Origin of the sequence: Pantoea sp. V106_11, from assembly GCF_029967885.1 — a bacterium.
Classification (GTDB): domain Bacteria; phylum Pseudomonadota; class Gammaproteobacteria; order Enterobacterales; family Enterobacteriaceae; genus Pantoea; species Pantoea ananatis.
In genome coordinates this window covers 1-24495 of the sequence record NZ_JASCAK010000021.1, presented here as the reverse complement: position 1 = coordinate 24495, position 24495 = coordinate 1, and the positions used below count along the sequence as shown (strand labels likewise).

23 protein-coding genes are annotated in these 24495 nt (G+C 51.5%); 8 read left to right on the top strand and 15 right to left on the bottom strand.

Annotation, left to right across the window (positions count from 1 at the left end; translation table 11 throughout):
• Positions 1–67: 67 nt before the first annotated feature.
• A complete protein-coding gene (gene tonB / locus QLG08_RS04265; RefSeq protein WP_013025954.1) occupies positions 68–826 on the bottom strand; it encodes a TonB system transport protein TonB in 759 nt (252 codons plus the stop codon).
• 197 nt (positions 827–1023) lie between these two features.
• On the opposite strand from tonB, the gene QLG08_RS04260 reads away from it, so the two are divergent.
• Together QLG08_RS04260 and QLG08_RS04255 are read left to right on the top strand one after the other, a co-directional pair.
• Positions 1024–1320, top strand: a complete 297-nt coding sequence (locus tag QLG08_RS04260) for a YciI family protein (RefSeq protein ID WP_014605725.1) — start codon at positions 1024–1026, stop codon at positions 1318–1320.
• 69 nt (positions 1321–1389) lie between these two features.
• A complete protein-coding gene (locus QLG08_RS04255; RefSeq protein ID WP_013025956.1) occupies positions 1390–1563 on the top strand; it encodes a hypothetical protein in 174 nt (57 codons plus the stop codon).
• A gap of 29 nt (positions 1564–1592) precedes the next feature.
• On the opposite strand, the gene QLG08_RS04250 is transcribed toward QLG08_RS04255, so the two are convergent.
• Positions 1593–1766 (bottom strand): YciY family protein, encoded by a 174-nt coding sequence (locus tag QLG08_RS04250; RefSeq protein WP_006119368.1) that lies wholly within the window; start codon positions 1764–1766, stop codon positions 1593–1595.
• 162 nt (positions 1767–1928) lie between these two features.
• Between QLG08_RS04250 and cls the strand changes: the two genes are divergently transcribed.
• Both cls and QLG08_RS04240 read left to right on the top strand, forming a co-directional pair.
• The gene (gene cls, locus QLG08_RS04245) at positions 1929–3389 is read left to right on the top strand and encodes a cardiolipin synthase (protein ID WP_013025958.1); all 1461 of its coding nucleotides are present in this window, start codon (positions 1929–1931) and stop codon (positions 3387–3389) included.
• 38 nt (positions 3390–3427) lie between these two features.
• Positions 3428–3757 carry an HI1450 family dsDNA-mimic protein gene (locus QLG08_RS04240; RefSeq protein WP_196492568.1) on the top strand — a complete coding sequence of 110 codons (330 nt, stop codon included), beginning with the start codon at positions 3428–3430 and terminating at the stop codon, positions 3755–3757.
• Positions 3758–3803: 46 nt separating this feature from the next.
• On the opposite strand, the gene oppF is transcribed toward QLG08_RS04240, so the two are convergent.
• The 7 genes from oppF to QLG08_RS04205 all read right to left on the bottom strand — a co-directional run bounded on the left by oppF (position 3804) and on the right by QLG08_RS04205 (position 12402).
• Positions 3804–4805, bottom strand: coding sequence for a murein tripeptide/oligopeptide ABC transporter ATP binding protein OppF (gene oppF / locus QLG08_RS04235; RefSeq protein ID WP_013025960.1), 1002 nt, complete (start codon positions 4803–4805; stop codon positions 3804–3806).
• Positions 4802–5815 (bottom strand): ABC transporter ATP-binding protein, encoded by a 1014-nt coding sequence (locus QLG08_RS04230; protein WP_013025961.1) that lies wholly within the window; start codon positions 5813–5815, stop codon positions 4802–4804. Before QLG08_RS04230 ends, oppF begins: the two co-directional genes overlap by 4 nt.
• A gap of 11 nt (positions 5816–5826) precedes the next feature.
• Positions 5827–6735 carry an oligopeptide ABC transporter permease OppC gene (gene oppC / locus QLG08_RS04225; protein WP_013025962.1) on the bottom strand — a complete coding sequence of 303 codons (909 nt, stop codon included), beginning with the start codon at positions 6733–6735 and terminating at the stop codon, positions 5827–5829.
• A gap of 14 nt (positions 6736–6749) precedes the next feature.
• Positions 6750–7670, bottom strand: coding sequence for an oligopeptide ABC transporter permease OppB (oppB, locus tag QLG08_RS04220; protein WP_013025963.1), 921 nt, complete (start codon positions 7668–7670; stop codon positions 6750–6752).
• 87 nt (positions 7671–7757) lie between these two features.
• Positions 7758–9398 carry an oligopeptide ABC transporter substrate-binding protein OppA gene (oppA, locus tag QLG08_RS04215; protein ID WP_014593821.1) on the bottom strand — a complete coding sequence of 547 codons (1641 nt, stop codon included), beginning with the start codon at positions 9396–9398 and terminating at the stop codon, positions 7758–7760.
• A 157-nt stretch (positions 9399–9555) separates the two neighbouring features.
• The gene (locus QLG08_RS04210; protein ID WP_110286786.1) at positions 9556–11172 is read right to left on the bottom strand and encodes an ABC transporter substrate-binding protein; all 1617 of its coding nucleotides are present in this window, start codon (positions 11170–11172) and stop codon (positions 9556–9558) included.
• A gap of 582 nt (positions 11173–11754) precedes the next feature.
• Entirely contained in the window at positions 11755–12402 is a 648-nt protein-coding gene (locus tag QLG08_RS04205) for a YchE family NAAT transporter (RefSeq protein WP_013025965.1), read from the bottom strand.
• A 437-nt stretch (positions 12403–12839) separates the two neighbouring features.
• Here QLG08_RS04205 and adhE point away from each other — a divergent pair, with 437 nt between their 5' ends.
• Positions 12840–15527 carry a bifunctional acetaldehyde-CoA/alcohol dehydrogenase gene (gene adhE, locus QLG08_RS04200; RefSeq protein WP_110286787.1) on the top strand — a complete coding sequence of 896 codons (2688 nt, stop codon included), beginning with the start codon at positions 12840–12842 and terminating at the stop codon, positions 15525–15527.
• A 228-nt stretch (positions 15528–15755) separates the two neighbouring features.
• On the opposite strand, the gene tdk is transcribed toward adhE, so the two are convergent.
• On the bottom strand, positions 15756–16382 hold the full coding sequence (gene tdk / locus QLG08_RS04195; RefSeq protein ID WP_282472819.1) for a thymidine kinase: 627 nt from the start codon (positions 16380–16382) through the stop codon (positions 15756–15758).
• Between the two features lie 415 nt (positions 16383–16797).
• On the opposite strand from tdk, the gene hns reads away from it, so the two are divergent.
• Positions 16798–17205 carry a histone-like nucleoid-structuring protein H-NS gene (hns, locus tag QLG08_RS04190; protein ID WP_110286789.1) on the top strand — a complete coding sequence of 136 codons (408 nt, stop codon included), beginning with the start codon at positions 16798–16800 and terminating at the stop codon, positions 17203–17205.
• Positions 17206–17300: 95 nt separating this feature from the next.
• On the opposite strand, the gene QLG08_RS04185 is transcribed toward hns, so the two are convergent.
• From QLG08_RS04185 to rssA, 5 genes are all read right to left on the bottom strand, one after another.
• Entirely contained in the window at positions 17301–18308 is a 1008-nt protein-coding gene (locus QLG08_RS04185; protein WP_014593826.1) for an NAD-dependent epimerase, read from the bottom strand.
• A gap of 14 nt (positions 18309–18322) precedes the next feature.
• Positions 18323–19663, bottom strand: coding sequence for a UDP-glucose/GDP-mannose dehydrogenase family protein (locus QLG08_RS04180; RefSeq protein WP_013025970.1), 1341 nt, complete (start codon positions 19661–19663; stop codon positions 18323–18325).
• A gap of 21 nt (positions 19664–19684) precedes the next feature.
• On the bottom strand, positions 19685–20593 hold the full coding sequence (gene galU, locus QLG08_RS04175) for a UTP--glucose-1-phosphate uridylyltransferase GalU (protein ID WP_014593827.1): 909 nt from the start codon (positions 20591–20593) through the stop codon (positions 19685–19687).
• A gap of 195 nt (positions 20594–20788) precedes the next feature.
• A complete protein-coding gene (gene rssB / locus QLG08_RS04170) occupies positions 20789–21805 on the bottom strand; it encodes a two-component system response regulator RssB (RefSeq protein WP_014605716.1) in 1017 nt (338 codons plus the stop codon).
• A 99-nt stretch (positions 21806–21904) separates the two neighbouring features.
• On the bottom strand, positions 21905–22816 hold the full coding sequence (rssA, locus tag QLG08_RS04165) for a patatin-like phospholipase RssA (protein ID WP_024471782.1): 912 nt from the start codon (positions 22814–22816) through the stop codon (positions 21905–21907).
• A 97-nt stretch (positions 22817–22913) separates the two neighbouring features.
• Between rssA and QLG08_RS04160 the strand changes: the two genes are divergently transcribed.
• Both QLG08_RS04160 and purU read left to right on the top strand, forming a co-directional pair.
• On the top strand, positions 22914–23369 hold the full coding sequence (locus tag QLG08_RS04160) for a YchJ family protein (RefSeq protein WP_014593829.1): 456 nt from the start codon (positions 22914–22916) through the stop codon (positions 23367–23369).
• Positions 23370–23425: 56 nt separating this feature from the next.
• Positions 23426–24274 carry a formyltetrahydrofolate deformylase gene (gene purU, locus QLG08_RS04155; protein ID WP_013025975.1) on the top strand — a complete coding sequence of 283 codons (849 nt, stop codon included), beginning with the start codon at positions 23426–23428 and terminating at the stop codon, positions 24272–24274.
• Positions 24275–24495: the final 221 nt, after the last annotated feature.

The following is a 24495-nucleotide window of genomic DNA, read 5'->3' as shown; positions in this document are numbered from 1 at the left end:
CGTGCGCGACGCGCAGGTTGCGATCGCTCACGGCGCCACAAGCGCCCTTCAGACAGCCTTTCTCCGGCTATTCGATGCTGGCCCCGCCGTTAATTTTGAATACGATATTCATCGTCAGGCCGCTGCCCGGTTTTCCACTCTGATAACGCCACGTTCGCATGGCCTGCTTAACGGTACGTTCGAACATATTGCGCGGTTCGGCAGAAAGGATTTCGATATTATCGACCCGGCCGTCGCTGTCTACGTCAAATTTTACCCTGACGCGTCCTTCAACGCGCAAGGCCGCCGCCCGTGGCGGATAAGACGGCTTGCTGATATTAAGCGCTTTGGGCCCGGAGGAAACACTTTGCGTGGGTGCTGCCGACGGCGTACTTTTTGGCGCGGTGGCAGGCTTGCTTTGGGTGGCGGCCGTATCATGGCTGAACGGATTTGCCTGCGGTTTCACGTCCTGACGCGGTTTCACCTCGCGCTTGGGTTGTTCACGCTTAGGCTCGTGACGGGGCTTTGGCTTAGGCTTAGGCTTAGGTTCAGGTTTGGGGATCGGCACCGGTTCGGCTTTTGGCGGCTCTGGCGCAGGTTGAGGCTCCGGTACGGGTTCCGGTTCTGGCTGAGGCGTCGGTTGCGGCGCGGGTTGGGCGATTGCAGGTTCTGGCTGAACGGCCGGTGCAACCATCGTCACGCTAATCGGCTGTGATGCTTTAGGTAACTCAATGGTCTGATGAAAAGACGCATAAAGAACACCCGCAATGACTGCACCGTGCAGTGCAACAGACAAGATCATGGCGACAGGCGTGCGTTTTGGTAAGGGCATAGTCAGCGTGGTCATAGCAATCGCAGTAGTGAAATCAAGTCACGATTTTAAATGCAAATAGCAATCAGTTTCAATAACCTCCTTGTTTTGCGGCTAAAAAAGCCTGTTTAGCCCAATATGCTGCAGAGGCCATTGACGCAAGGTTTCGTTTGCACTCTACTTAACTATCCCTTACCGTGTTGCCAAATTTAAGAGTTAATGGGAGCGCCCAATTGCTTTACGTCATTTATGCTGAAGATAACGCCGATTCTCTGGAAAAACGCAACGCCGTGCGCCCCGCTCACCTGGCACGTCTGAAGCTGTTACATGAAGAAGGTCGGTTAATCGTCGCCGGTCCTATGCCTGCGGTCGACAGTAACGATCCGGGCGTCGCGGGCTTTACCGGTTCCACCGTCGTCGCCGAATTCCCTTCGCTGGAAACGGCGCAGGCCTGGGCTGCAGACGATCCCTACATCGCCGCCGGTGTTTACAAGCAGGTTAGCGTTAAGCCGTTTAAGCGCGTCTTCTGATTTAACTCCGCAGCCAAAAAAGAGCTTCCGGGCAGCCGCTCAGAAGCTTTTTTTTCGAGATGATATTTTATGCAATCGATTATTATCACCCTGTTGCTGGTGATTATGCTGTTAGTAGGTGCGGCGCTTTATCTGTGGCGAAAACACGGCTGGCGGAATAAAAAGCACCTGATCGTCATGCTGATCGTCCTGGCCGCTGCGGTACAGCTGGTGAACGTCAAGTTATTGATGACCGGGCATTAATGTCTCAGCCGCGCCGGGCGGCTGATCGATTACAGATTTTGTGTGATAAACAGAATCGAACGACGCTGCTGCTGCGCCAGTTGATGGCGAATTCCGTGAATCCGTTTATAGCGACGTGACTGCCCCTCAAGCCAGCGTGAACGTCTGCGCTGTACCTGACGTAACATTCTCCAGCGGGCCACTTCGTTTCTGCTTCGTCTCATCACTTCCTCTCTGGCATCAAACTCACGCGCACGCATTATAAAGATCTCTGAGCGAATGCCAAATCGGATCTCTCATTGAAACGCCGCTATTATTAAGGGTTTCGCTCCCCCTCATCTCCACGTAAACTTCTCTGACTCAAGCGCGAACAGGATGTCCACTTAATGACCACGTTTTACACGCTTATCAGTTGGTTGCTGTTGTTTGGTTACTGGTTACTGATTGCCGGGATCACGCTGCGCATCCTGATGAAGCGACGGGCCGTTACCTCAGCGATGGCATGGCTGCTGATTATCTTTATTCTGCCGCTGGTTGGCATCATCGCGTACTTGTCCTTTGGCGAATTACATTTGGGTAAGCGCCGCGCTGAACGCGCACGTACCATGTGGCCTTCCACCGCTCGCTGGCTAAATGATTTAAAGAAACGCAGCGAAATTTTCGCGACAGATTACAGCGACGTCGCACGATCGCTGTTTCAACTGTGCAACAACCGCCAGGGCATTGCGGGCGTAAAAGGCAATCAGTTGCAGCTTCTGACCAGCTCTGATGACGTCATGAAAGCCTTGATTCGCGATATCCAGCTGGCTCGCCACAATGTCGAGATGGTGTTCTATATCTGGAATCCGGGCGGGCTGGCGGATGAGGTCGCCGAGTCGTTAATGGCCGCGTCACGCCGCGGCGTTCACTGCCGCCTCATGCTGGATTCAGCGGGCAGCGTGGCGTTCTTCAGAAGCCCCTGGGTGGGCATGATGCGTAATGCAGGCATTGACGTCGTTGAGGCGCTCCAGGTGAGCCTGTTGCGCGTATTCCTGCGCCGTATGGACCTGCGTCAACATCGTAAAATGGTGCTGATCGACAACTATATTGCCTACACCGGCAGCATGAACCTGGTTGATCCGCGCTTTTTTAAACAAGAGGCCGGCGTTGGCCAGTGGGTTGACCTGATGGCGCGCATGGAAGGTCCGGTTTCCACCGCCATGGGAATTGTCTACAGCTGTGACTGGGAAATTGAGACCGGTAAACGTATTTTGCCGCCGCCGCCAGACCGCAATATCATGCCCTTTGAACAGGAAAGTGGGCACACGGTGCAGGTTATCGCCTCCGGTCCCGGTTTTCCGGAGGATTTGATTCATCAGGCTCTGCTCACGGCGGTGTATTCAGCGCGTGAGCAGCTTATCATGACCACGCCCTATCTGGTGCCGAGTGACGATCTGCTTCATGCCATTTGCACGGCGGCCATGCGGGGCGTTAACGTGAGTCTTGTGGTTCCCCTTCACAATGACTCTTTGCTGGTCGGCTGGGCCAGCCGCTCCTTCTTTGGCGAGCTGCTTGAGGCAGGAGTAAAAATCTACCAGTTTGAAGATGGCCTGCTGCATACCAAAAGCGTGCTGGTGGACGGTCAACTGAGCCTGGTGGGAACCGTTAACCTGGACATGCGTAGCCTGTGGCTGAATTTCGAAATTACCCTGGCTGTCGATGATGCCGGATTCGGCAGCGATTTGGCCTGCGTGCAGGATGACTATATTGCCCGTTCGCGTCTGCTCGATCCTAAACGCTGGGCAAAACGTGCCTGGTGGCAGCGGATTGTCGAACGACTGTTTTACTTCTTCAGCCCTTTACTGTAAAACGAGCGAAATTACGAACTGCCCTTAGATAAACGGGACTGAGCATGGATCTGAACAACCGCCTGACAGAAGACGAAACGCTGGAACAGGCCTATGACATTTTTCTTGAACTGGCTGGCGATAATCTTGATCCGGCCGATATCATTCTTTTCAACCTGCAGTTTGAAGAGCGTGGTGGCGCAGAGCTGTTTGACCCTTCCGATGACTGGCAGGATCATGTGGATTTCGATTTGAATCCAGATTTTTTCTCAGAAGTGGTGATCGGTCTGGGCGAAGCGGATGGCGAACCTATTACTGATGTTTTTGCGCGCGTGCTGTTGTGTCGCGAAAAAGATCACAAGCTGTGCCATATTTTGTGGCGTGAATAGCGTAACACCATGAATATAAAGCCGGGCGATTGCCCGGCTTTTTGTTTTACAGAGGATCCACCTTCAGGCAGGACACCGCATGGCGGAAACTGCCTTCAAGCAGCGGCCGGGTTTTCGCACACTCAGGGCCGGCAATCGGACAGCGCGTCCGGAACACACAGCCGGAGGGCGGATTAATCGGTGAGGGTAATTCCCCTTCCAGGAGCTGGATTTGCTTATTTTTTTCCAGGTCCGGATCGGGAATCGGCACCGCCGACATCAGCGCTTTGGTATAGGGATGCTGCGGATTGGTATACACCTCGTCGTAGGTGCCCAGCTCCACGGCGTGCCCCAGATACATCACCAGCACGCGGTCGGAAATGTGTTTAACCACCGCGAGGTCATGGGCGATAAAAATCAGCGACAGGCCCATTTCACGTTGCAGTTGCTGCAGCAGGTTAACGACCTGAGCCTGAATGGACACGTCCAGGGCCGACACCGGCTCGTCGCAGATAATCAGCTTAGGCTCAAGTATCAATGCGCGCGCAATACCGATACGCTGGCACTGTCCACCCGAGAACTCGTGTGGATAGCGGTTGATCAGGTTAGGCAGGAGCCCTACCTTCATCATCATGGTCTTGACGCGATCTTTGACATCCTGACGCGACAGCTCCGGATGATAAGTGCGTAACGGCTCTGCAATGATGTCGCCGATGGTCATACGCGGATTCAGCGAGGCCAGCGGATCCTGGAAAATCATCTGGATATCGCTTCGCGCCTTACGCCACTCTTCTTCACTCTGCCCCAGCAGGTTACGCCCGAGCCATGAAACGCGGCCCTCGGTGGCTTTTACCAGGCCAATAATGGCCCGCGCCAGCGTAGACTTGCCGCAGCCGGATTCCCCGACGACGCCCAGGGTTTCACCTTCATACAGGCGCAGGCTGACACCGTCCACCGCCTTGAGAGATTTTGGCGGCTGCCAGAACCACTGCTTGCCATCCCTGATATCAAAATGGACTTTCAGATCGGCGATTTCGAGTAACACTTTCTTTTCTGCCAGGCTGCTCATACGAGTTCCTCCACCGGCTTAAAGCAGGCGCGCAAACGCCCTTCTGCAAAAGGTAACAGCGGCGGTGCGTTGGAGCAGATATCCATAGCGTGAGGGCAGCGCGGCTGGAAAGGACAACCCTGCGGCAAACGCAGCAGGTTAGGCGGATTACCCGGTATCGTCGTCAGACTTTCCCCTTCCGCATCCAGTCTGGGTACAGCGTTCAGCAAACCAATAGAATAGGGATGTGCGGGCTGATAAAACACATCACGGGCGCGGCCATATTCCATGGTGCGTCCGGCATACATCACCAGAACTTTATCGCAAATGCCCGCAACCACACCCAAATCGTGGGTGATCATAATGATCGCGGTGTTAAACTCGCGCTTAAGCTCATTCAGCAAGGTCATGATCTGCGCCTGAACCGTGACGTCCAGTGCGGTTGTCGGCTCATCGGCAATCAGCAGCTTAGGCCGACACATCAGGGCCATCGCAATCATCACACGTTGACGCATCCCACCCGAAAACTCGTGGGGATACATTTTCATACGTTTACGCGCTTCCGGCATTTTAACCGCATCCAGCATTCTTACTGACTCTTCAAATGCCTGTGCATTGCTCATCCCTTTATGCAGCTTCAGCACTTCCATCAGTTGCTCGCCGACCCGCATATAGGGGTTCAGTGACGTCATGGGATCCTGGAAGATCATGGCGATTTGCTCGGCACGCAGTCGGTTCAGCTGTTTCTCAGGCAAATTCAGGATCTCTTTACCGTTGAACAACGCCGAACCACCGATGCGCCCGTTGCTGGCCAACAGCCCCATTAACGCAAAGGCGGTCTGGGATTTACCCGAACCCGACTCGCCCACAATCCCTAAGGTTTCACCTGCCCGCAGTGAAAAGTTGAGATCGTTAACAGCGGTGACGTCACCATCGTGCGTGCCAAAGGTTACGCGTAAATCTTTCACTTCAAGCAGCAGTTCGCTTCCCGCGCGCGCAGCCTGAGCAGGCTGAAATTCATGAATAGTCATCGGGAAACTCCTTAACGATCTTTGGGGTCGAGGGCATCACGCAGGCCATCGCCAATAAAGTTGAAACAGAACAAGGTGACGACCAGGAACGTCGCCGGAAACAGTAACAGCCATGGCGAGACTTCCATGGAGTTCGCACCATCGCTGAGCAGTGCGCCCCAGCTACTCAGTGGCTCCTGCGTTCCCAGCCCCAGAAAGCTCAGGAAAGATTCAAACAGAATCATACTGGGCACCAGCAGCGAAGCGTAAACCACCACGACGCCCAGAACGTTGGGGACGATATGGCGCGTCACAATTTTCCAGGTGGAAACACCGCCAACGTGTGCAGCTTCAATAAACTCTTTGCGCTTCAGGCTTAATGTCTGCCCGCGCACGATACGCGCCATGTCCAGCCAGGACACCATGCCGATAGCGGCAAAGATCAGCAGAATATTGCGGCCAAAGAAGGTCACCAGCAGGATAACGAAGAACATAAACGGGAAGGAGTTAAGGATTTCCAGAATACGCATCATCACGGAATCGGTTTTCCCGCCCAGATAACCCGCGATTGAACCGTACAAGGTCCCCACGATCACGGCGATCAGCGCGGCAGCAATCCCGACCATCAGTGAAATGCGCCCGCCAATGGCTACGCGCACCAGCAAATCGCGCCCCGAGGAGTCGGTGCCAAACCAGTGTCCCGACGTGGTATCGGGCGGTGATGACATCATTCCCCAGTCGGTATCGAAATAGGAGAATTGCGACAGCATAGGCGCGAAAATCACAAACAGCGTGATGAGCATCAGCACCATCAAGCTGATTAATGCGGCGCGGTTATGAATGAAACGACGACGGGCATCCTGCCACAGGCTTCGCCCTTCGACTTCCAGTTTTTCACTGAATGCATCAAGAGCTTCGCTATTTTTCTTACTTAACATCATGGCGAACTCCAGAATCAGTAGCGGATTTTCGGGTCGATAACGGCATACAGCACATCGACGATCGCATTAAACAGGATGGTCAACAGCCCCACCAGGATGGTCAGGCTCAGCACCAGTGAATAGTCACGGTTAAGTGCACCGTTCACGAACAGCTGACCAATACCCGGCAGTCCGTAAATCGACTCGATGACCATAGAACCGGTAATGATGCCCACAAAGGCCGGCCCCATATAGGAAATGACCGGCAGCAGCGCAGGCTTCAGTGCATGACGTAACACGATACGACGCAGCGGCAGCCCTTTCGCTCGCGCGGTACGGATAAAGTTGGAGTGCATAACTTCAATCATCGAGCCGCGGGTGATGCGCGCAATACTGGCAATGTAGGCCAGTGAGAGCGCCACCATCGGCAGCAGCATGTAATTCCATTGACCGCCATTCCAGCCGCCACCCGGCAGCCACTTAAGCGTGATTGCGAACACCAGAACCAATAGCGGCGCTACCACAAAACTCGGTATCACCACGCCGGTCATTGCCACCCCCATCACAACGTAATCCCACAGGCTGTTCTGCTTCAGCGCCGCAATAACGCCCGCCGTGACGCCCAGAACGACTGCCAGGATAAAGGCAGCAAGGCCGAGTTTGGCTGAAACCGGGAAGGCATGGCCGACCAGGTAATTGACCGAATAGTCTTTGTACTTGAACGAGGGCCCGAAATCGCCATGCGCCAGTTGAATCAGATAATCAACGTATTGCTTACCGATAGGATCGTTGAGGTGATATTTCGCCTCGATATTTGCCATGACCTCTGGCGACAGGGTGCGCTCGCTGGTAAAAGGGCTGCCGGGCGCCAGTCGCATCATAAAGAAGGAAATGGTAATCAGAACGAAAAGCGTCGGAATTGCTTCAAGCAACCGACGCAGAATGAATTTTAACATTGCCGTACCTACCAGGCTGGTGCTTCACATTGCATTAAAAAAAGTACTGGCGGCGCGTAACGCGCCGCCGCTGTTCTTGGTGTTTTATTAGTGCTTGATGATGTACAGGTTTCTGTCTGCTACGTTATCCAGCGGATCCTTACCGGTATAACCGCCAACATAAGGTTTCACCAGGCGCGTGTTAACGTAGTAGTAAAGCGGCACGATCACAGAGTCTTTATCCAGCTGCTGCTCTGCCTTCTCGTAATCAGCCGAACGCGCTTTATCATCTGTAGTGGCCAACGCATCTTTCATCAGCTTGTCGAAAGCTGGGCTCTTATAGTGCGCGGTATTGTTGCTGCTGTCAGACAGCATGGTATTCAGGAACGATGTCGGTTCGTTGTAGTCTGCACACCAGCCTGCACGCGCAACGTCAAAGTTGCCCTGGTGGCGGGTATCCAGGAAGGTTTTCCACTCCTGGTTCTCCAGCTTCACTTTCACACCCAGGTTTTTCGTCCAGATAGATGACGCGGCAATGGCCAGTTTCTTATGCAGGTCAGAGGTGTTGTACAGCAGATTAAAGGTCAGCGGTTTTTCTGGCGTATAACCGGCTTCAGCCAGCAGCTTTTTCGCTTCGGCATTACGTTTTTCCTGTGACCAGGTAAACCACTCAGGCTTCACCAATTCCATTCCATCTGTCGCTGGCGGCGTGTAGCTGTAAGCCGGTTTCTGGCCCTGCGCCAGGACTTTGTCTACGATAATGTCGCGATCGATGCCGAGCTTAAGCGCAGCGCGAACGCGCGGATCGTTAAATGGCGCTTTCTGGTTGTTGATTTCGTAGTAGTAGGTACACAGATACGGGTCAACATGCAGCTCTTTACCGTTGTCACGCTGCAATTTTTTAAACAGCTCAATAGGCAGGTTGTTATAGGTCATGTCACTGCCGTTATCAGAGAAGTAACGGTTTACATCGCTGACTTCCGACGAGATTGGCAGGAAAGTGACTTTGTTCAGCACGGTATGCGCGTTATCCCAGTATTCAGGGTTACGCACAACGGTAATACGTTCGTTGATAACGTGTGATTCCAACTTAAACGCACCGTTACCCACCCAGTTTTCTGGCTGAGTCCACTTGTCACCGAATTTTTCGATTGCAGCTTTATTAACTGGCGACATTGAGGGGTGAATGAGTAATTTATAGAAATAAGGCACCGGCTCGCTTAAGGTCACTTGCAGTGTATGATCGTCAATCGCCTTTACGCCCAGGTCTGTTGGGGGCTTCTTGCCAGCGATAATATCATCAACGTTAGCCAGATGGCCGTATTGCAGATAGCTGGCATAAGGCGATGCGGTTTTCGGATCGGCCAAACGCTCCCAGCTGTAGACGAAATCCTGAGCAGTGACAGGTTCACCATTTGACCATTTTGCATTTTTACGCAAGTGGAAAGTCCAGACTTTAAAGTCTTTGTTATCCCAGCTTTCAGCCACACCAGGAATGGGATGACCATCCGTATCGCTGATGACCAGACCTTCCAGCAGATCACGACTCACGTTAGATTCCGGAACGCCTTCGATTTTATGCGGATCCAGTGACTGAACCTCGCTACCGTTTCCTTTAACCAGCTCCTGCTTCGCGGCCAGTTCTACGCCGGCAGGTACTGTGGCTGCCATAACGCTGTTCGCTGCGAGCGCACTCATCGCTGCAAAGACGCTGGCAGCAATCAAGGTTTTTTTCGTGATGTTGTTCATTCTTAACTCCAGTTTTTTATTTTCACTGAGGGTGTTTGCGACCTCAGCGTTCCCCGTATTCGGGTCCCCGGTGTTTGCCACCTGGGGCGTATTGACCCTGTTGTGTGGTCTGCACGGCCACGCCCTTCCCGACTGTGCCGCCGGTTAAGCGCGTGACTCAGTGTTTTTTAATGAAATAGTATTTCAGGTCTGTCATGTCCTGCGGATCGTGGCCAGTAAAACCGCCAACCCAGGGTTTAACCAGCCGCACGCTGACGCGATAGTAAACTGGCACAATTGCTGAGTCTTTGTCGAGTTGTGTTTCTGCCTGCTGATACAATGATGCGCGGTCCGCTTCATTTTCAGCCGTTAATGTTGCGGCTAACAGACGGTCGTATTCCGCACTGTGGTAAAACGCGGTATTGGTCGACGACTGGCTCTGGAACATATTCAGGAATGTTGAGGGCTCATTGTAATCCGCACACCAGGTGGCGCGCACAACGTCATATTGTGCCTGATGCCGGGTTTCCAGCAGGGTTTTCCATTCCTGATTCTGCAACGTAACCTGCGCGCCCAAATTGCGTTGCCACATGGACGCGGCGGCGATGGCCTGGGTTTTGTTTTGATCGGATGTGTTATAGAGCAGCGTAAAGCGCAGCGGATTTTTATCGTTGTAACCCGCCTCGGCCAGCAGTTTTTTCGCAGCCGCGTTTCGCTGCGGCTGTGTCCACGCCATCCAGTCTGGGGAAGATAACGCAGCGCCTGCGATGTAAGGCGGCGTAAAGCTGTAGGCCGGAATTTGCCCTTGCCCCATGATCTTACGAGCGATGATATCGCGATCCAGCGTCATTTTGATCGCAGCGCGCACGCGGGCATCGGTGAACGGCGGTTTTTTGCTATTAATTTCGTAATAGAAGGTGCAGAGCAGCGGACTGACTTTAACCTCATCACCCATATCTTTGCGCAATTTAGCAAACAAGTCGGGCGGAACCGCGCTGTTGGTCATATCAATGCCACCGCTGCGATAGCGATTGATATCACTGTTTTCCGAGCTGATGGCCAGAAACGTTCCCTGCTCAATAACGGTCTGAGCATTGTTCCAGTAAAGAGGATTACGCTTCAGAACAATTTTCTCATTCACCACCCAGTCATTCAGCGTATAGGCGCCGTTACCGATATAGTGACCGGGTTGGGTCCAGCCCTCACCCCACTTTTCGATGGCAGGTGCGTAAACGGGTTTCATCGCGGTGTGCGCCAGCATGGCCACTAAATAAGGCACCGGTTCGGTCAGGGTAATTTGCAGATGGCGATCGTCCAGGGCTTTCACGCCCAGTTGATCGGGGGCAACTTTACCGGCAAGAATCGCATCGACATTCGCAATATGGGCAGCCTGCAGATAGCTGGCATAGGGCGACGCAGTTTTAGGATCGGCAAGACGACGCCAGCTGTAAACGAAGTCCTGTGCCGTAACCGGCTCCCCATTGCTCCATTTGGCATTGTCGCGCAGGGTGAATGTCCAGATTTTACCTTGCTGGTTTTCCCAGCGCTCAGCCACACCCGGCACCACATTACCGTTATTGTCCGTGTTAACCAGCCCATCCAGCAGGTTGAGGATGATGTTTGACTCCGGTACACCTTCGACTTTATGCGGATCGAGCGAGGCAACTTCCGAACCGTTATTAATCACGATTTGCTGTACGGCGGAGAGCGTCACGTCTGATGGCACGGTGGCAGCACAGGTGGGCAATGCGGTTAAGGTTAGTGCCAGACAAGCCAGGTAGTGCTGCGCGTTCATTTCCCACACCCTTGTTAAATGCCAATTTTTATTCTGATATCCCAGCATCAATAAGGAATAAATCTTTTGCTTTTGACGTTTGGGAAAACATTATTAATGCGCCGAAAATTAGCAGATGCTGCAGAGGGGCGCCAAAACTAAATCGCTAAAATGTTACCTGTTTCTCTTTTATCATGAGATTTTTCCCAGTGGAAGTGTTAATTTTCGCCCTAAAAATAGCTTAACAGACTGATTAATAAACAATCTCATCACTTTGATGTCAATTTAACCAAAAAACAACATTTCTACCCTGGCGTTGCGTTGTTGTAGTGTGAATACACACCGTCACATCATTTAAAAAACGGTTTAAGCGACGTAGACCAGCATTAATCATGCCAACTTCCGCTGCGAGAGCAGAATATAGTGTGAATATAGTGACATGCCGCGATGCCAGCACTGGCGCTGCAGCGAAGGTTATTAGCGGAAGTGATAACTGAAGAAGGATGTGAAGAGAGATAAATAATTGCATCAATACGGTGCAAAAAAATCGTCTTTTGCACCCTATTGGTTCATTTCTTGTTAAATGCGATTAAATAAGTCGGTTTACCCAACCAGACCGGGAAAAATTGCCTTGATGCCGGTCACCACAAATTCAATACCTAGCGCCATTAACAGCAATCCCATGATACGGGTAATCACGTTAATCCCTGTCTGCCCTAACAGCCTGACCATTAAAGGCGCAGCGCGGAACAGCAGCCAACAGCTAAAGGCAAAAACAGCAATCGCAACGGTAAAACCCAAAAGGTTGAGCCAGTTGTTATAACGTGTGCTCCAGACGATAGTCGAACTGATGGCGCCTGGACCCGCCATAAGCGGCAGCGCAAGGGGAACCACGCCAATACTTTCCCGAATTGCCGTTTCCGTTTTTTCCTGCTTATTTTGCTTATCCTCGCCCAGCTTGCCGCTAATCATCGACATAGCGATGGTCACCACCAGAATCCCGCCCGCAATGCGAAACGAGTCGATAGAGATACCGAAGACATGCAGGATTGCATCGCCCAGAAACAGCGAGGTCCAGAGAATAATCGCCACCGCGAGGTTGGCCGTCAGGTTGGTTTTATTGCGTTCTGCCACGCCCTGATAGCGGGTCATGCTAATAAATACCGGAATGATGCCGATGGGATTAACCAGTGCAAACAGGCCTACGAAAAACTTGATATAGCCAGACAGATCTAATAACGCAGGATTCACGGTTAACTCCCCATCCCAGATGAAAAACGCGCCTAATGTAAGTGAAAAAAGCCGTGGGCGCCAGATGCCTAAGCAGTTATTTATGCTGTTATTTTACTTACAATTTAGTGGCTTTAACCACGCATTAACTATCTTGTGGAAGATGTTACTTTTACGCCCCGTTTATTATCCCCCAGCCCGGCCCCCCTGAATGCAGAGCTGAAAGGAGTCAGCTTGGGTTTAAATTGATCTAAATCATCATTGTTCTCTCCCAAACCCGATACTCTTTCTCTGTCAGTAACGCAGGTCTCATTATTTCGAAACAGAGAGAAGCTCTTTTAGTAAACAATTGAAAAACCGCTGCTTTATTCCCGTAAACCGTGCCGTTTGCACCATGGCTATACTCAGGGATTCAGGCTTGTTTACTAAAAAAAGTTTAACTTCCTCAGGAGAGCACAATGGCCGTTACTAATGTCGCTGAACTCAATGCACTGGTTGAACGTGTAAAAAAAGCCCAGCAAGAATTCGCCAATTTTTCTCAACAACAGGTCGATGCCATCTTCCGCGCAGCCGCACTGGCCGCCGCGGATGCCCGAATTCCACTCGCTAAAATGGCGGTGGCAGAATCGGGCATGGGCATTGTTGAAGACAAAGTCATTAAAAATCACTTCGCTTCTGAATACATCTACAACGCCTATAAGGATGAGAAAACCTGCGGCGTACTGGACACCGATGATACGTTTGGCACCATCACAATCGCTGAACCCATCGGCCTGATTTGCGGTATCGTCCCCACCACTAACCCTACCTCCACCGCGATTTTCAAGGCACTTATCAGCCTTAAAACCCGCAACGGGATTATCTTCTCCCCCCATCCTCGAGCCAAAGATGCGACGAACAAAGCGGCGGATATTGTCCTGCAGGCAGCGATTGCCGCTGGCGCGCCCAAAGACATTATAGGCTGGATTGATGCACCTTCTGTGGAACTGTCCAATCAGTTGATGCACCATCCTGATATTAACCTGATTCTGGCGACGGGTGGCCCCGGCATGGTCAAAGCCGCCTACAGCTCAGGTAAGCCGGCGATTGGCGTGGGGGCCGGTAACACGCCCGTTGTCATCGATGAAACAGCTGATGTTAAACGCGCCGTTGCCTCCATCCTGATGTCAAAAACGTTTGATAACGGTGTGATCTGTGCCTCTGAACAGTCGGTTATCGTGGTGGATGCCGTCTACGACGCCGTGCGCGAGCGCTTCGCCAGCCATGGTGGCTATCTGCTTGAGGGACAGGAGCTGAGTGCGGTACAAAATATCATTCTAAAAAACGGTGGGCTTAACGCCGCCATTGTGGGCCAGCCTGCGGTGAAGATTGCGGAGATGGCCGGCATCAGCGTACCTGGTGAAACCAAAATCCTGATTGGCGAAGTTGAACGGGTCGATGAATCAGAGCCTTTCGCTCATGAAAAACTGTCGCCGACACTGGCGATGTACCGTGCTAAAGATTATCAGGATGCCGTCAGCAAAGCGGAGAAACTGGTGGCGATGGGCGGTATTGGTCATACGTCATGCCTGTATACCGACCAGGACAATCAGACAGCGCGCGTGCACTATTTTGGCGACAAGATGAAAACAGCCCGCATTCTGATCAACACGCCAGCTTCTCAGGGCGGTATTGGTGATTTATATAACTTCAAACTCGCCCCTTCTCTGACACTGGGTTGTGGTTCCTGGGGCGGTAACTCCATTTCTGAAAACGTGGGGCCCAAACATCTCATCAACAAGAAAACCGTCGCTAAGCGAGCTGAAAATATGTTGTGGCATAAACTTCCGAAGTCCATTTACTTCCGTCGCGGCTCTTTACCCATTGCGCTTGAAGAGATCGCCACTGACGGTGCCAAACGCGCGTTTGTGGTGACTGACCGCTTCCTGTTTAACAACGGTTATGCCGATCAGGTCACCCGCGTTTTAAAATCTCACGGCATCGAAACCGAAGTTTTCTTTGAGGTTGAAGCGGATCCCACCTTAAGCATCGTGCGTAAAGGTGCAGAACAGATGAACAGCTTTAAGCCAGACGTGATCATCGCCCTGGGCGGCGGTTCGCCGATGGATGCAGCCAAAATCATGTGGGTCATGTATGAGCATCCAGAAACCCATTTTGAAGAGCTGGCACTGCGGTTTATGGATATTCGCAAACGTATCTATAAGTTCCCTAAAATGGGCGTGAAAGCGCGCATGGTGGCCATTACGACAACCTCAGGCACAGGTTCAGAAGTGACGCCTTTTGCCGTGGTAACGGATGACGCGACCGGACAGAAATACCCGCTGGCCGATTATGCGCTGACGCCGGATATGGCTATCGTTGATGCCAACCTGGTCATGGATATGCCACGTTCACTTTGTGCTTTCGGCGGTCTGGATGCGGTGACGCACGCGCTGGAAGCCTATGTGTCGGTCCTGGCCAATGAATACTCCGATGGTCAGGCCCTGCAGGCGCTTAAGCTGCTTAAAGAGAACTTACCGGCGAGCTATGCAGAAGGTGCAAAAAATCCGGTTGCCCGTGAACGTGTACATAATGCCGCCACCATCGCCGGTATCGCCTTTGCGAACGCCTTCCTCGGGGTTTGTCACTCAATGGCGCATAAGCTTGGCTCTGAGTTCCATATTCCTCATGGACTGGCTAACTCGCTGCTGATTTCCAACGTTATTCGCTATAACGCCAATGACAACCCTACTAAGCAAACCGCATTCAGCCAGTACGATCGTCCCCAGGCGCGTCGTCGTTATGCTGAAATTGCGGATCATCTTGGTCTCACCGCGCCGGGCGACCGCACTGCCCAGAAAATTGAGAAGCTGCTGGTATGGCTGGATGAAATCAAAACGGAACTGGGTATTCCGGCCTCGATTCGTGAAGCCGGTGTGCAGGAGGCAGACTTCCTGGCGAAAGTCGATAAACTGGCGGATGATGCCTTTGATGACCAGTGTACTGGCGCGAATCCACGTTATCCGCTGATTGCCGAACTCAAACAGCTGATGCTGGACAGCTACTACGGCCGTAAATTTGTCGAGCCGTTCGCCAGTGCCGCCGAGGCTGCTCAGGCTCAACCTGTCAGTGACAGCAAAGCGGCGAAGAAAGCTAAAAAAGCCTAATCCGCTCCGCGCCCGATGAACGGGCTGCCGAAACCCCTTGTCTGGCCCGTGCCTCAAGGGGTTTTTTATGGCGGGTTTACCGCTTCGTTAAACACTGCTGCCTGGTGAATCAGGGTAGTGAAGAGAATATCGACCTGAGCCGGACGGGAAAAGGAATAAAGTCCGTGATCGCATCGCCTTGCGCCCTTAACGAGCGCCATGGAAAAGCAGCCCGGCGCTCATTGAGGGCTATTTATTCCCCCACGGGGGTTTGCGCCCCATGGATGCCTGCAAACAACCCTGCTCTATCGCCTTTTTATAATGCTTACGGCATACGGAGATATAACGTTCGTTGCCGCCGATGACGACCTGCTCCCCCTCTCTGAAAGGTTTACCGTCACTGTCCAGACGCAGCACCATGCCCGCTTTACGTCCACAATGACAGACCGTTTTCAGCTCTACCAGCTTATCCGCCCATGCCAGAAGATACTGGCTACCGGTGAAGAGTTCACCAAGAAAATCGGTACGCAGCCCGTAGCAGAGTACGGGAATATCCAGATTATCTACCACGTCAGACAAGGCCTTAACCTGCTCACGCGTCAGAAACTGGCTTTCGTCCACCAGTACACAGTGAACGGGTTGTCGCGCATGTTCCTGGGCAATTTCCACATCAAGCTGGCTGGCTGCATTATAAAGCACCGCAGGAGAAGATAATCCAATACGCGAGCTCACCTTGCCTGCGCCGAAGCGATTGTCGATCTCAGCGGTATAGACGAGCGTGCGCATCCCGCGTTCCTGATAATTGTAGGATGACTGCAATAATGCGGTTGATTTACCGGCGTTCATTGCCGAATAGTAGAAATAGAGTTGAGCCATTTGCGCCGATTCTCGGATACGATGAAAAAACAGGGCCGATTTTAGCATATCTACAGGTTGCTGCTGGGGGGATTTTCACCTTATGCTGTTCAGATTAGCATCACTCATTGATGATGCAGCGGTTAATATGATGCGGCATTGGGTCTTCAAGTCAGGATAAATATTAAAGCACATGTGTGATTAAACATTATTTTTATACCGATAATGTATCAGCGCATTTTCAGCTAAGATCTTAATCTTTTCATTGATTCAACCCACCTGACATCACACTTCATCGGGGTGAATTAATAATTTATTAAATTCCTCGCTTACTCTTTTTAAGCTAAAAATTAATTTAATGTTGAACTTATTTTTCTCCACCACTACTATTAGCGGGCAGAACAACTCTCCTATTAATTATTCAGAGATCAGGACAATGAGCGAAGCACTTAAAAATCTTAATAATATCCGCACGCTGCGTGCCCAGGCCAGAGAGTGTTCTTTGGAAACGCTGGAAGAAATGCTGGAAAAACTGGACGTCGTGGTAAATGAACGTCGCGACGAAGAGTCAAACTCTAAAGCTGAAAACGAAGAGCGTGCGCGTAAACTTGAGCAATATCGCGAGATGCTGTTAGCGGATGGTATCGATCCCAACGAATTATTCAATACCCTGTCAGAATCAAAAACGGCTGGCAAAGCCAAACGTGCTGCCCGCCCGGCTAAATATCAGTTTGTAGATGAACATGGCGAGACCAAAACCTGGACGGGTCAGGGCCGTACGCCAGCAGCAATCAAGAAAGCCATGGAAGAACAAGGTAAGCAGTTAGACGACTTCCTGCTGTAATGCTTAGCCTGTTTCGCTTATTGTTAGCTTTACTTTAGCTTTAAGATTATCCGCACCAGAAAAAAAAGGAAGCGATCGCTTCCTTTTTTTTATTTTCAGATTGAATAGAAATTTCGATACCAGTCTACAAAGCGCCTTACGCCTTCATCAACACCGGTTTGGGGTTTAAATCCAATGGTATTAAATAATGCGGTTGTGTCCGCGCTGGTTGCCAGCACGTCCCCCGGTTGCATGGGCATCAGATTTTTATTTGCCTTCACACCCAACGCTTTCTCAATCGCTTCAATATAGTGAATCAGGCTCACCGGCTGGCTATTGCCAAGGTTATATATGCGATAAGGGGCAGAGCTTGACGCGGCAGAACCCGTTTCCACGGTCCAGTCTGCGTCCGCCTGCGGGATAACATCCTGCAAGCGAATAACCGCCTCTGCAACATCATCGATATAAGTAAAGTCGCGTTTCATTTGCCCCTGGTTATAAACATCTATCGCCTCGCCTGCAAGCATTGCGCGGGTGAATTTAAACAACGCCATGTCCGGACGTCCCCACGGGCCATAGACCGTGAAAAAACGTAAGCCAGTGGTAGGCAATTGATAGAGATGTGAATAGGTATGCGACATCAGCTCATTGGCTTTTTTCGTCGCGGCATACAATGACACGGGATGATCGACGCTGTCTTCTGTTGAAAATGGCATCTTGTTATTCAGGCCATAAACCGAACTGGATGAAGCATAAAGCAGATGCTCGATTTTATGGTGGCGGCAGCCTTCAAGAATATTCAGGTGCCCAATGACGTTTGCATCGGCATACGCATGGGGGTTTTCGAGTGAGTAACGCACCCCTGCCTGAGCGGCCAGATGAATAACGCGCTGAAAATTGTGCTGTTCAAAAAGTGTGGCAATAGCCTGACGATCGGCCAAATTGGCTTTAATAAAGGTAAAGGATGGATTGTCACCGATGATATCAAGGCGAGCTTGTTTAAGGTTTACATCATAGTAGTCATTCAGGTTGTCAAGACCGACAACCTGGTGACCGGCGGCCAGCAGGCGTTGACTGACATGAAAGCCAATAAAGCCTGCTGCGCCGGTTACCAGAAAATTCATAAATCCCTCGTTAATCACACAGCCTGGATAGATGCTCCGCGGCCGATTGCATAATAAACGAAGCCGCGTTTGCTGATACGCTCTGGATCATACAGGTTACGTCCATCAAAAATCACGGGTTCTTTCAGTGCGCTCTTAATCACGTCAAAGTCAGGTGCACGGAAATTTTGCCATTCCGTACAAATCACCAGGCCGTCTGCACCGTGCAGCGCCGCTTCTTTGGTTCCCATCAGCTTCAGATCGTCGCGATGACCATAGATGCGCTGCGCTTCGTCCATGGCTTCCGGATCGAACGCCTGAACAGAGGCACCCGCTTCCCATAACGTTTCCATCAACACGCGACTGGATGCTTCGCGCATATCATCTGTGTTGGGCTTGAATGACAGGCCCCACAGCGCAAACGTTTTACCTTTCAGATCGTCACCGAAGTGGCGTTTAATGAAGGTGGGCAGCTTTGTCTTTTGGCTGTCGTTGACGTCTTCCACCGCCTTCAACAGGCGCGGTGTATAACCAATAGACTCCGCTGTGCGGATCAGCGCCTGAACGTCTTTCGGGAAGCAGGAACCGCCATAGCCGCAGCCTGGGTAGATAAAGTGATAGCCGATACGTGAGTCAGAACCAATCCCCTGGCGCACTTTTTCGATATCCGCACCTAAACGTTCTGCGAGATTGGAAATTTCGTTCATAAAGCTGATTTTCGTCGCCAGCATGCAGTTAGCGGCGTACTTCGTCAGTTCTGCACTGCGAATATCCATCAAAATCATACGATCGTGGTTACGGTTGAATGGCTCATACAGCTCACGCAACAGCTCCACCACGTCATCATTGTCGGTGCCGACAACGATACGCTCAGGGCGCATACAGTCGTTAACGGCCGCGCCTTCTTTCAGGAACTCTGGGTTGGATACCACATCAAAGCTGATGTTGGCATCGCGCGCCTGCAGCGTTTCTGTCATGACAGCACGGACTCTGTCAGCCGTTCCGACCGGTACCGTTGACTTATCAATCACGACTTTGTGATCTGTCATGTGCTGAGCAATGGTACGCGCTACGGCAGTAACATATTTCAGATCGGCCGAGCCGTCCTCATCAGGCGGCGTGCCGACGGCGATAAACTGCATTACACCGTGGTTCACGCCCTGAGCAGCATCAGTGCTGAACTTCAGGCGACCCGATTCGTAATTCGACATAACCAGCGGCGTCAGACCCGGCTCAAAAATTGGGATCTTGCCTTTTTTAAGGTTCTCGACCTTGTTTTCATCCACATCAATGCAGAGAACGTCATGTCCGACTTCGGCCAACACCGCAGCCTGAACCAGACCGACATAGCCGATACCAAATACAGTGACTTTCATTGAGCTATCCTGTGTTTAAAATTACTTTTTATCGCTAACAGTATTGTTGAGCCATTCAGTGAACTCTTTACCCAATACCGGATGGCGGACACCATATTCAACGAAAGCCTGCATATAACCCAGTTTGTTACCACAGTCGTGGCTTACCCCTTTCAGGTGATAGGCTTCGACGGTTTCTTTATCCATCAGCATGGCAATGGAGTCGGTGAGCTGAACTTCGCCACCGGCACCTGGAGGCGTTTTCGCCAGCAGTGGCCAGATATCCGCAGACAGAACGTAACGACCGACAACCGCAAGGTTGGATGGCGCTTCAGACGCTTTAGGTTTCTCAACAACCCCGACCATAGGCGCGCTGTCACCAGGATTCAGTTCTGCACCCTGACAATCTACAACACCGTATGCCGTCACATCGCTGACGGGCTCAACCATGATCTGACTACGGCCAGACTCTTCGTAACGGCTCAGCATTTCTGCCAGGTTATCTTTGGTTGGGTTAGATTCGTATTCGTCGATGATCACGTCAGGCAGGATGACCGCAACAGGTTCATCGCCGACCAGAGGATGTGCACACATGACCGCATGGCCCAGACCTTTCGCGATGCCCTGACGGACCTGCATGATGGTCACGTGCGGAGGACAGATGGACTGAATTTCGTCCAGCAGCTGGCGCTTGACGCGTTTTTCCAGCATAGACTCCAGTTCAAAACTGGTATCAAAATGGTTCTCAATGGCGTTTTTAGAGGAGTGAGTAACCAGCACAATCTCATTAATACCCGCAGCAATACACTCGTTAACGACATACTGAATTAACGGCTTATCAACCAGCGGCAACATTTCTTTTGGAATCGCTTTGGTAGCAGGCAACATACGTGTACCCAAACCCGCTACTGGAATTACCGCTTTTTTTACTTTGGTCTTATAGGCAGACATCAAAATACCTCTCTTATAGGCCGTTCAAGTTTTAATGCTTGATATGTCGGTTTAAATTCGGAAATGAGTATATCAGTTAGTCGTGAACGGATTTATCCTGGAAGACCGCTATCCGTAGAATTTAAGACTATTACCCAAGTGTAAAGCTAACTTCTGGCCCTGTCTCCCATCAGATAATAAACTATCCATACGGGTTTACTGGTCAGACGATAACATCAGTCGTATGCGGCCTCCGGCCCCCCAAATATGGCATTGCCAGTCATCAGCGCGCTGGCTTATTTGGTTAGTATGTGTACTGCCCATAGTGCCAAGTGGCACACCGTTACTGAGTTGTATTTGATGGGCCTGAACGTGCAGCGTTGCATTTAATCCGGCTGAAACCAGTACCAGATTTTTTAATCCGCGGTGATAGTAGCCCACCAGCAACGGGAACTGACCGGTCAGATTTGCCTGGCGCAGCAGCAAATTAACCTGTCTGAGCAGACTGCTCAGCTCAGGTAAGCGTTGTTTTTGGCCAGATAACTGTTCCTGAAGGAGTCCGTTAAATAAGGCGCGCAAAAGCAAGGCGGCCAGTACGCCGTTGTCGCCTGCGCGCGTAACGTCAAGACAATAAAAGGCGAGATCTTTGTCTGAAAGCGCCGCAATATCCAGCACCAGACCTGGCTGCTCGGCCATCGTCAGTTGCCGATAGTTGATCCGACAGTTAGCAATGCGTTGTTGTACGGGTGGCTGAAGTTCTTTAAGGAGTTTTGCCGCCGCAGAGGGATCGCGAACCAGAGCGTCCCAGTCCTGAAACAGCTGCTCGTCTTCCTCCACCTTTGAGGTAAACATGGAGGGATAGAGGCATTCGTAAACCGCTTCACGAAAACGTTCAAAGTTTTTTAGCGGCTTAAGCAGCACATCCTGTACGCCAAGACGCAAAACCTGAGCAATATCGGACATATTTTCTGTGGCGGAAATAATCAAAATCGGGACGCTGTTACCCCGGCTGCGCACGTGTTCAACGAATTCGATACCGCTCATGCGCGGCATCTCAAGATCACAAATCACCAGCTCCACAGCATGCTGCTTCAGTTGCTCAATAGCCTCGAGGCCATCTTCTGCCTCAACTGTGACAGCCCCCATCGATGACAGAAATTGGTTTAAAAGCGAACGGAAAACGGCCTCATCTTCGACAATGAGTATCTTTTTGCCGATCAGTGGTTTTTCCATTCCATCCCCCTGCGTACCCGATAATTCAATAGTGGTTCATAAAACGCAGTTGCGCCTTTCAGAATAGACCGAAGTAACATCTGTGCGTGAACAACCAGATTATCTTCTACGGACCAGCGGTAATAATTCATCCATTTGTTTCTCAACGGCAACCTTCCCAGCCGCAATAGCTTCTTCTGCACGATGAAAATCCAACGTGGATATTTGTGGACAAAACGGCTGGATGAGCACATCGGGCGGATCGCCTGCCATCCTGTTTCGCTTCAGGCGATTTTCCAGGACCTGAATGGATGTTGCCATGATCTCCATCGCGCCCGGCACTTGTGATGCGCGTCGCTGGGTAAAACTGACCAGCCTCTGGCGCAGCTTTCCGCGCCAGTCAAGATTCAGTGCGACAGCCGCGGCATGTTCTTCAGAACTCTGTGGCGTCAGCACCATTGAATCAGGCTGCATCAGGTGCGCATCGTGTTGAAGATCGACGGCAATAACCACATCAGCGCCCAGTGCGCGCGTTAGCGAAACCGGCACCGGATTCACCACGGCACCGTCTACCAGCCAATATCCATTGTAGCCGACCGGTGGTAATAAACCTGGCATACTGCAGGAAGCGCGAACCGCCTGATGCAATTCTCCCTCAGTGAGCCATAATTCACGCCCGGTGCTCAGGTTGGTCGCCACTACGCCAAAGGGCTTATCGCATGACTCAAGCGCATCATTCGTGATGAGCTGGCGGACATGGTTAAATACGCGTTCACCGCGCAGGAGTCCGCCGCGCTGCCAGGAGAGATCCATCAGGCGGATCACATCCCAGTAGCTAAAAGCGCTGACCCATTTTTTCATATGGGGCAACCGGTGATTGACATAAGCCGCACCGACCAGGGCACCGATTGAACACCCGGCGACTACATCAATTTCAATGCCTGCGCTTTCCAACGCTTCGATGACGCCGATATGCGCCCATCCTTTGGCGGCACCGGAACCCAGAGCCAATCCAATCTTTTGCTTTCTCATCTTGCTCGGTTCCTGGCGTCAATACGTAGCGTCATAAGCATGGGTCAGATAAAGTAAACGATATCATCAACAACGACTGTGATTAACAGGAGAAAGTGTGTCCGAATCTTGCCCTTGCTGTAGCGGCAAGCAGTATAGCCTATGTTGTCAGCCCTTTGTTAAAGGAGCAGAAATTCCCTTATCAGCTGAACAACTTATGCGCTCTCGCTACTGCGCTTATGTCAAACATGACGTCAACTACCTGGTGTCTACTTGGCATCCTACCCGGCGCGATCCGGCACTTGCGGGACTGTTGTCTGAAAGTTTTGCTGGTACTGAATGGCTGAGCCTGAACATCACGCAGCGTGAACCGGGGCGTGATGATGACGAATCGTTTGTGACTTTTTTCGCCCGTTATCGTGAAAACGGCGCCGATCGGGCAATGTACGAACGTTCACGCTTTCTTCGCGAGGATCAACGCTGGTACTATGTAGACGGAGTGACGCCCGCCATTGGGCGTAACGATCGCTGTCCTTGTGGCGCCGATAAAAAATACAAAAAATGTTGCGGCTAAGGCAGTTGCCTGCGTAACGGTTTTACCCTTAATGCTTTGACAGGACTCTGATTGAGATGCAAGCGCAAACCATGCAAAGAAAAGTTTTACGAACCATTTGTCCCGATGCAAAAGGTCTGATCGCCAAAATCACCAATATTTGTTACAAGCACGAACTGAATATCGTGCAAAACAATGAGTTTGTTGACCATCGCACCGGGCGTTTTTTTATGCGCACAGAGCTGGAGGGGATTTTTAACGACACCACCCTGCTGGCCGATCTCGACAGTGCCCTTCCGCAAGGTTCCGTGCGTGAACTGCATAGCGCAGGCCGTCGCCGTGTTGTTATTCTCATTACCAAAGAAGCACACTGCCTTGGCGACCTGCTGATGAAGAGTGCGTTTGGCGGCCTCGATATGGAAATCGCCGCCGTTATCGGTAATCACGACACGTTGCGTTCGCTGGTAGAGCGTTTCGATATTCCGTTTGTTCTGGTCAGCCACGAAGGCTTGTCGCGCGAAGAGCATGACAACCGCATGGCGGACGAGATTGATCGTTATCAGCCCGATTATGTGGTGCTTGCCAAATACATGCGCGTGCTGACGCCGGGCTTTGTGCAGCGCTACCCAAATCAGATTATTAACATTCACCACTCTTTCCTGCCGGCCTTTATCGGCGCACGGCCTTACCATCAGGCTTACGAACGTGGTGTGAAAATCATTGGCGCAACGGCACACTACGTTAACGATAACCTTGATGAAGGTCCGATCATCATGCAGGACGTGATTAATGTCGATCACAGTTACACCGCCGAAGAGATGATGCGGGCCGGACGCGACGTCGAAAAAAACGTGCTGAGCCGCGCGCTGGATAAAGTATTGGGCCAGCGTGTTTTTGTTTATGGTAACCGCACGATTATTCTTTAAGCGTAAACGGCGCTGGATTGGCTGACATTCCAGCGCTACGGGCAAAAAGTGGGCAAACGATTCACCTTTTGCCAGTCGTCGCTTTACAGCCATGGCGCATTTGGTATGATGCGCCCCGCTTCAGAGCACAACAATTCAGTCCCTGGTGGGATTCCCGAGCGGCCAAAGGGAGCAGACTGTAAATCTGCCGTCACAGACTTCGAAGGTTCGAATCCTTCTCC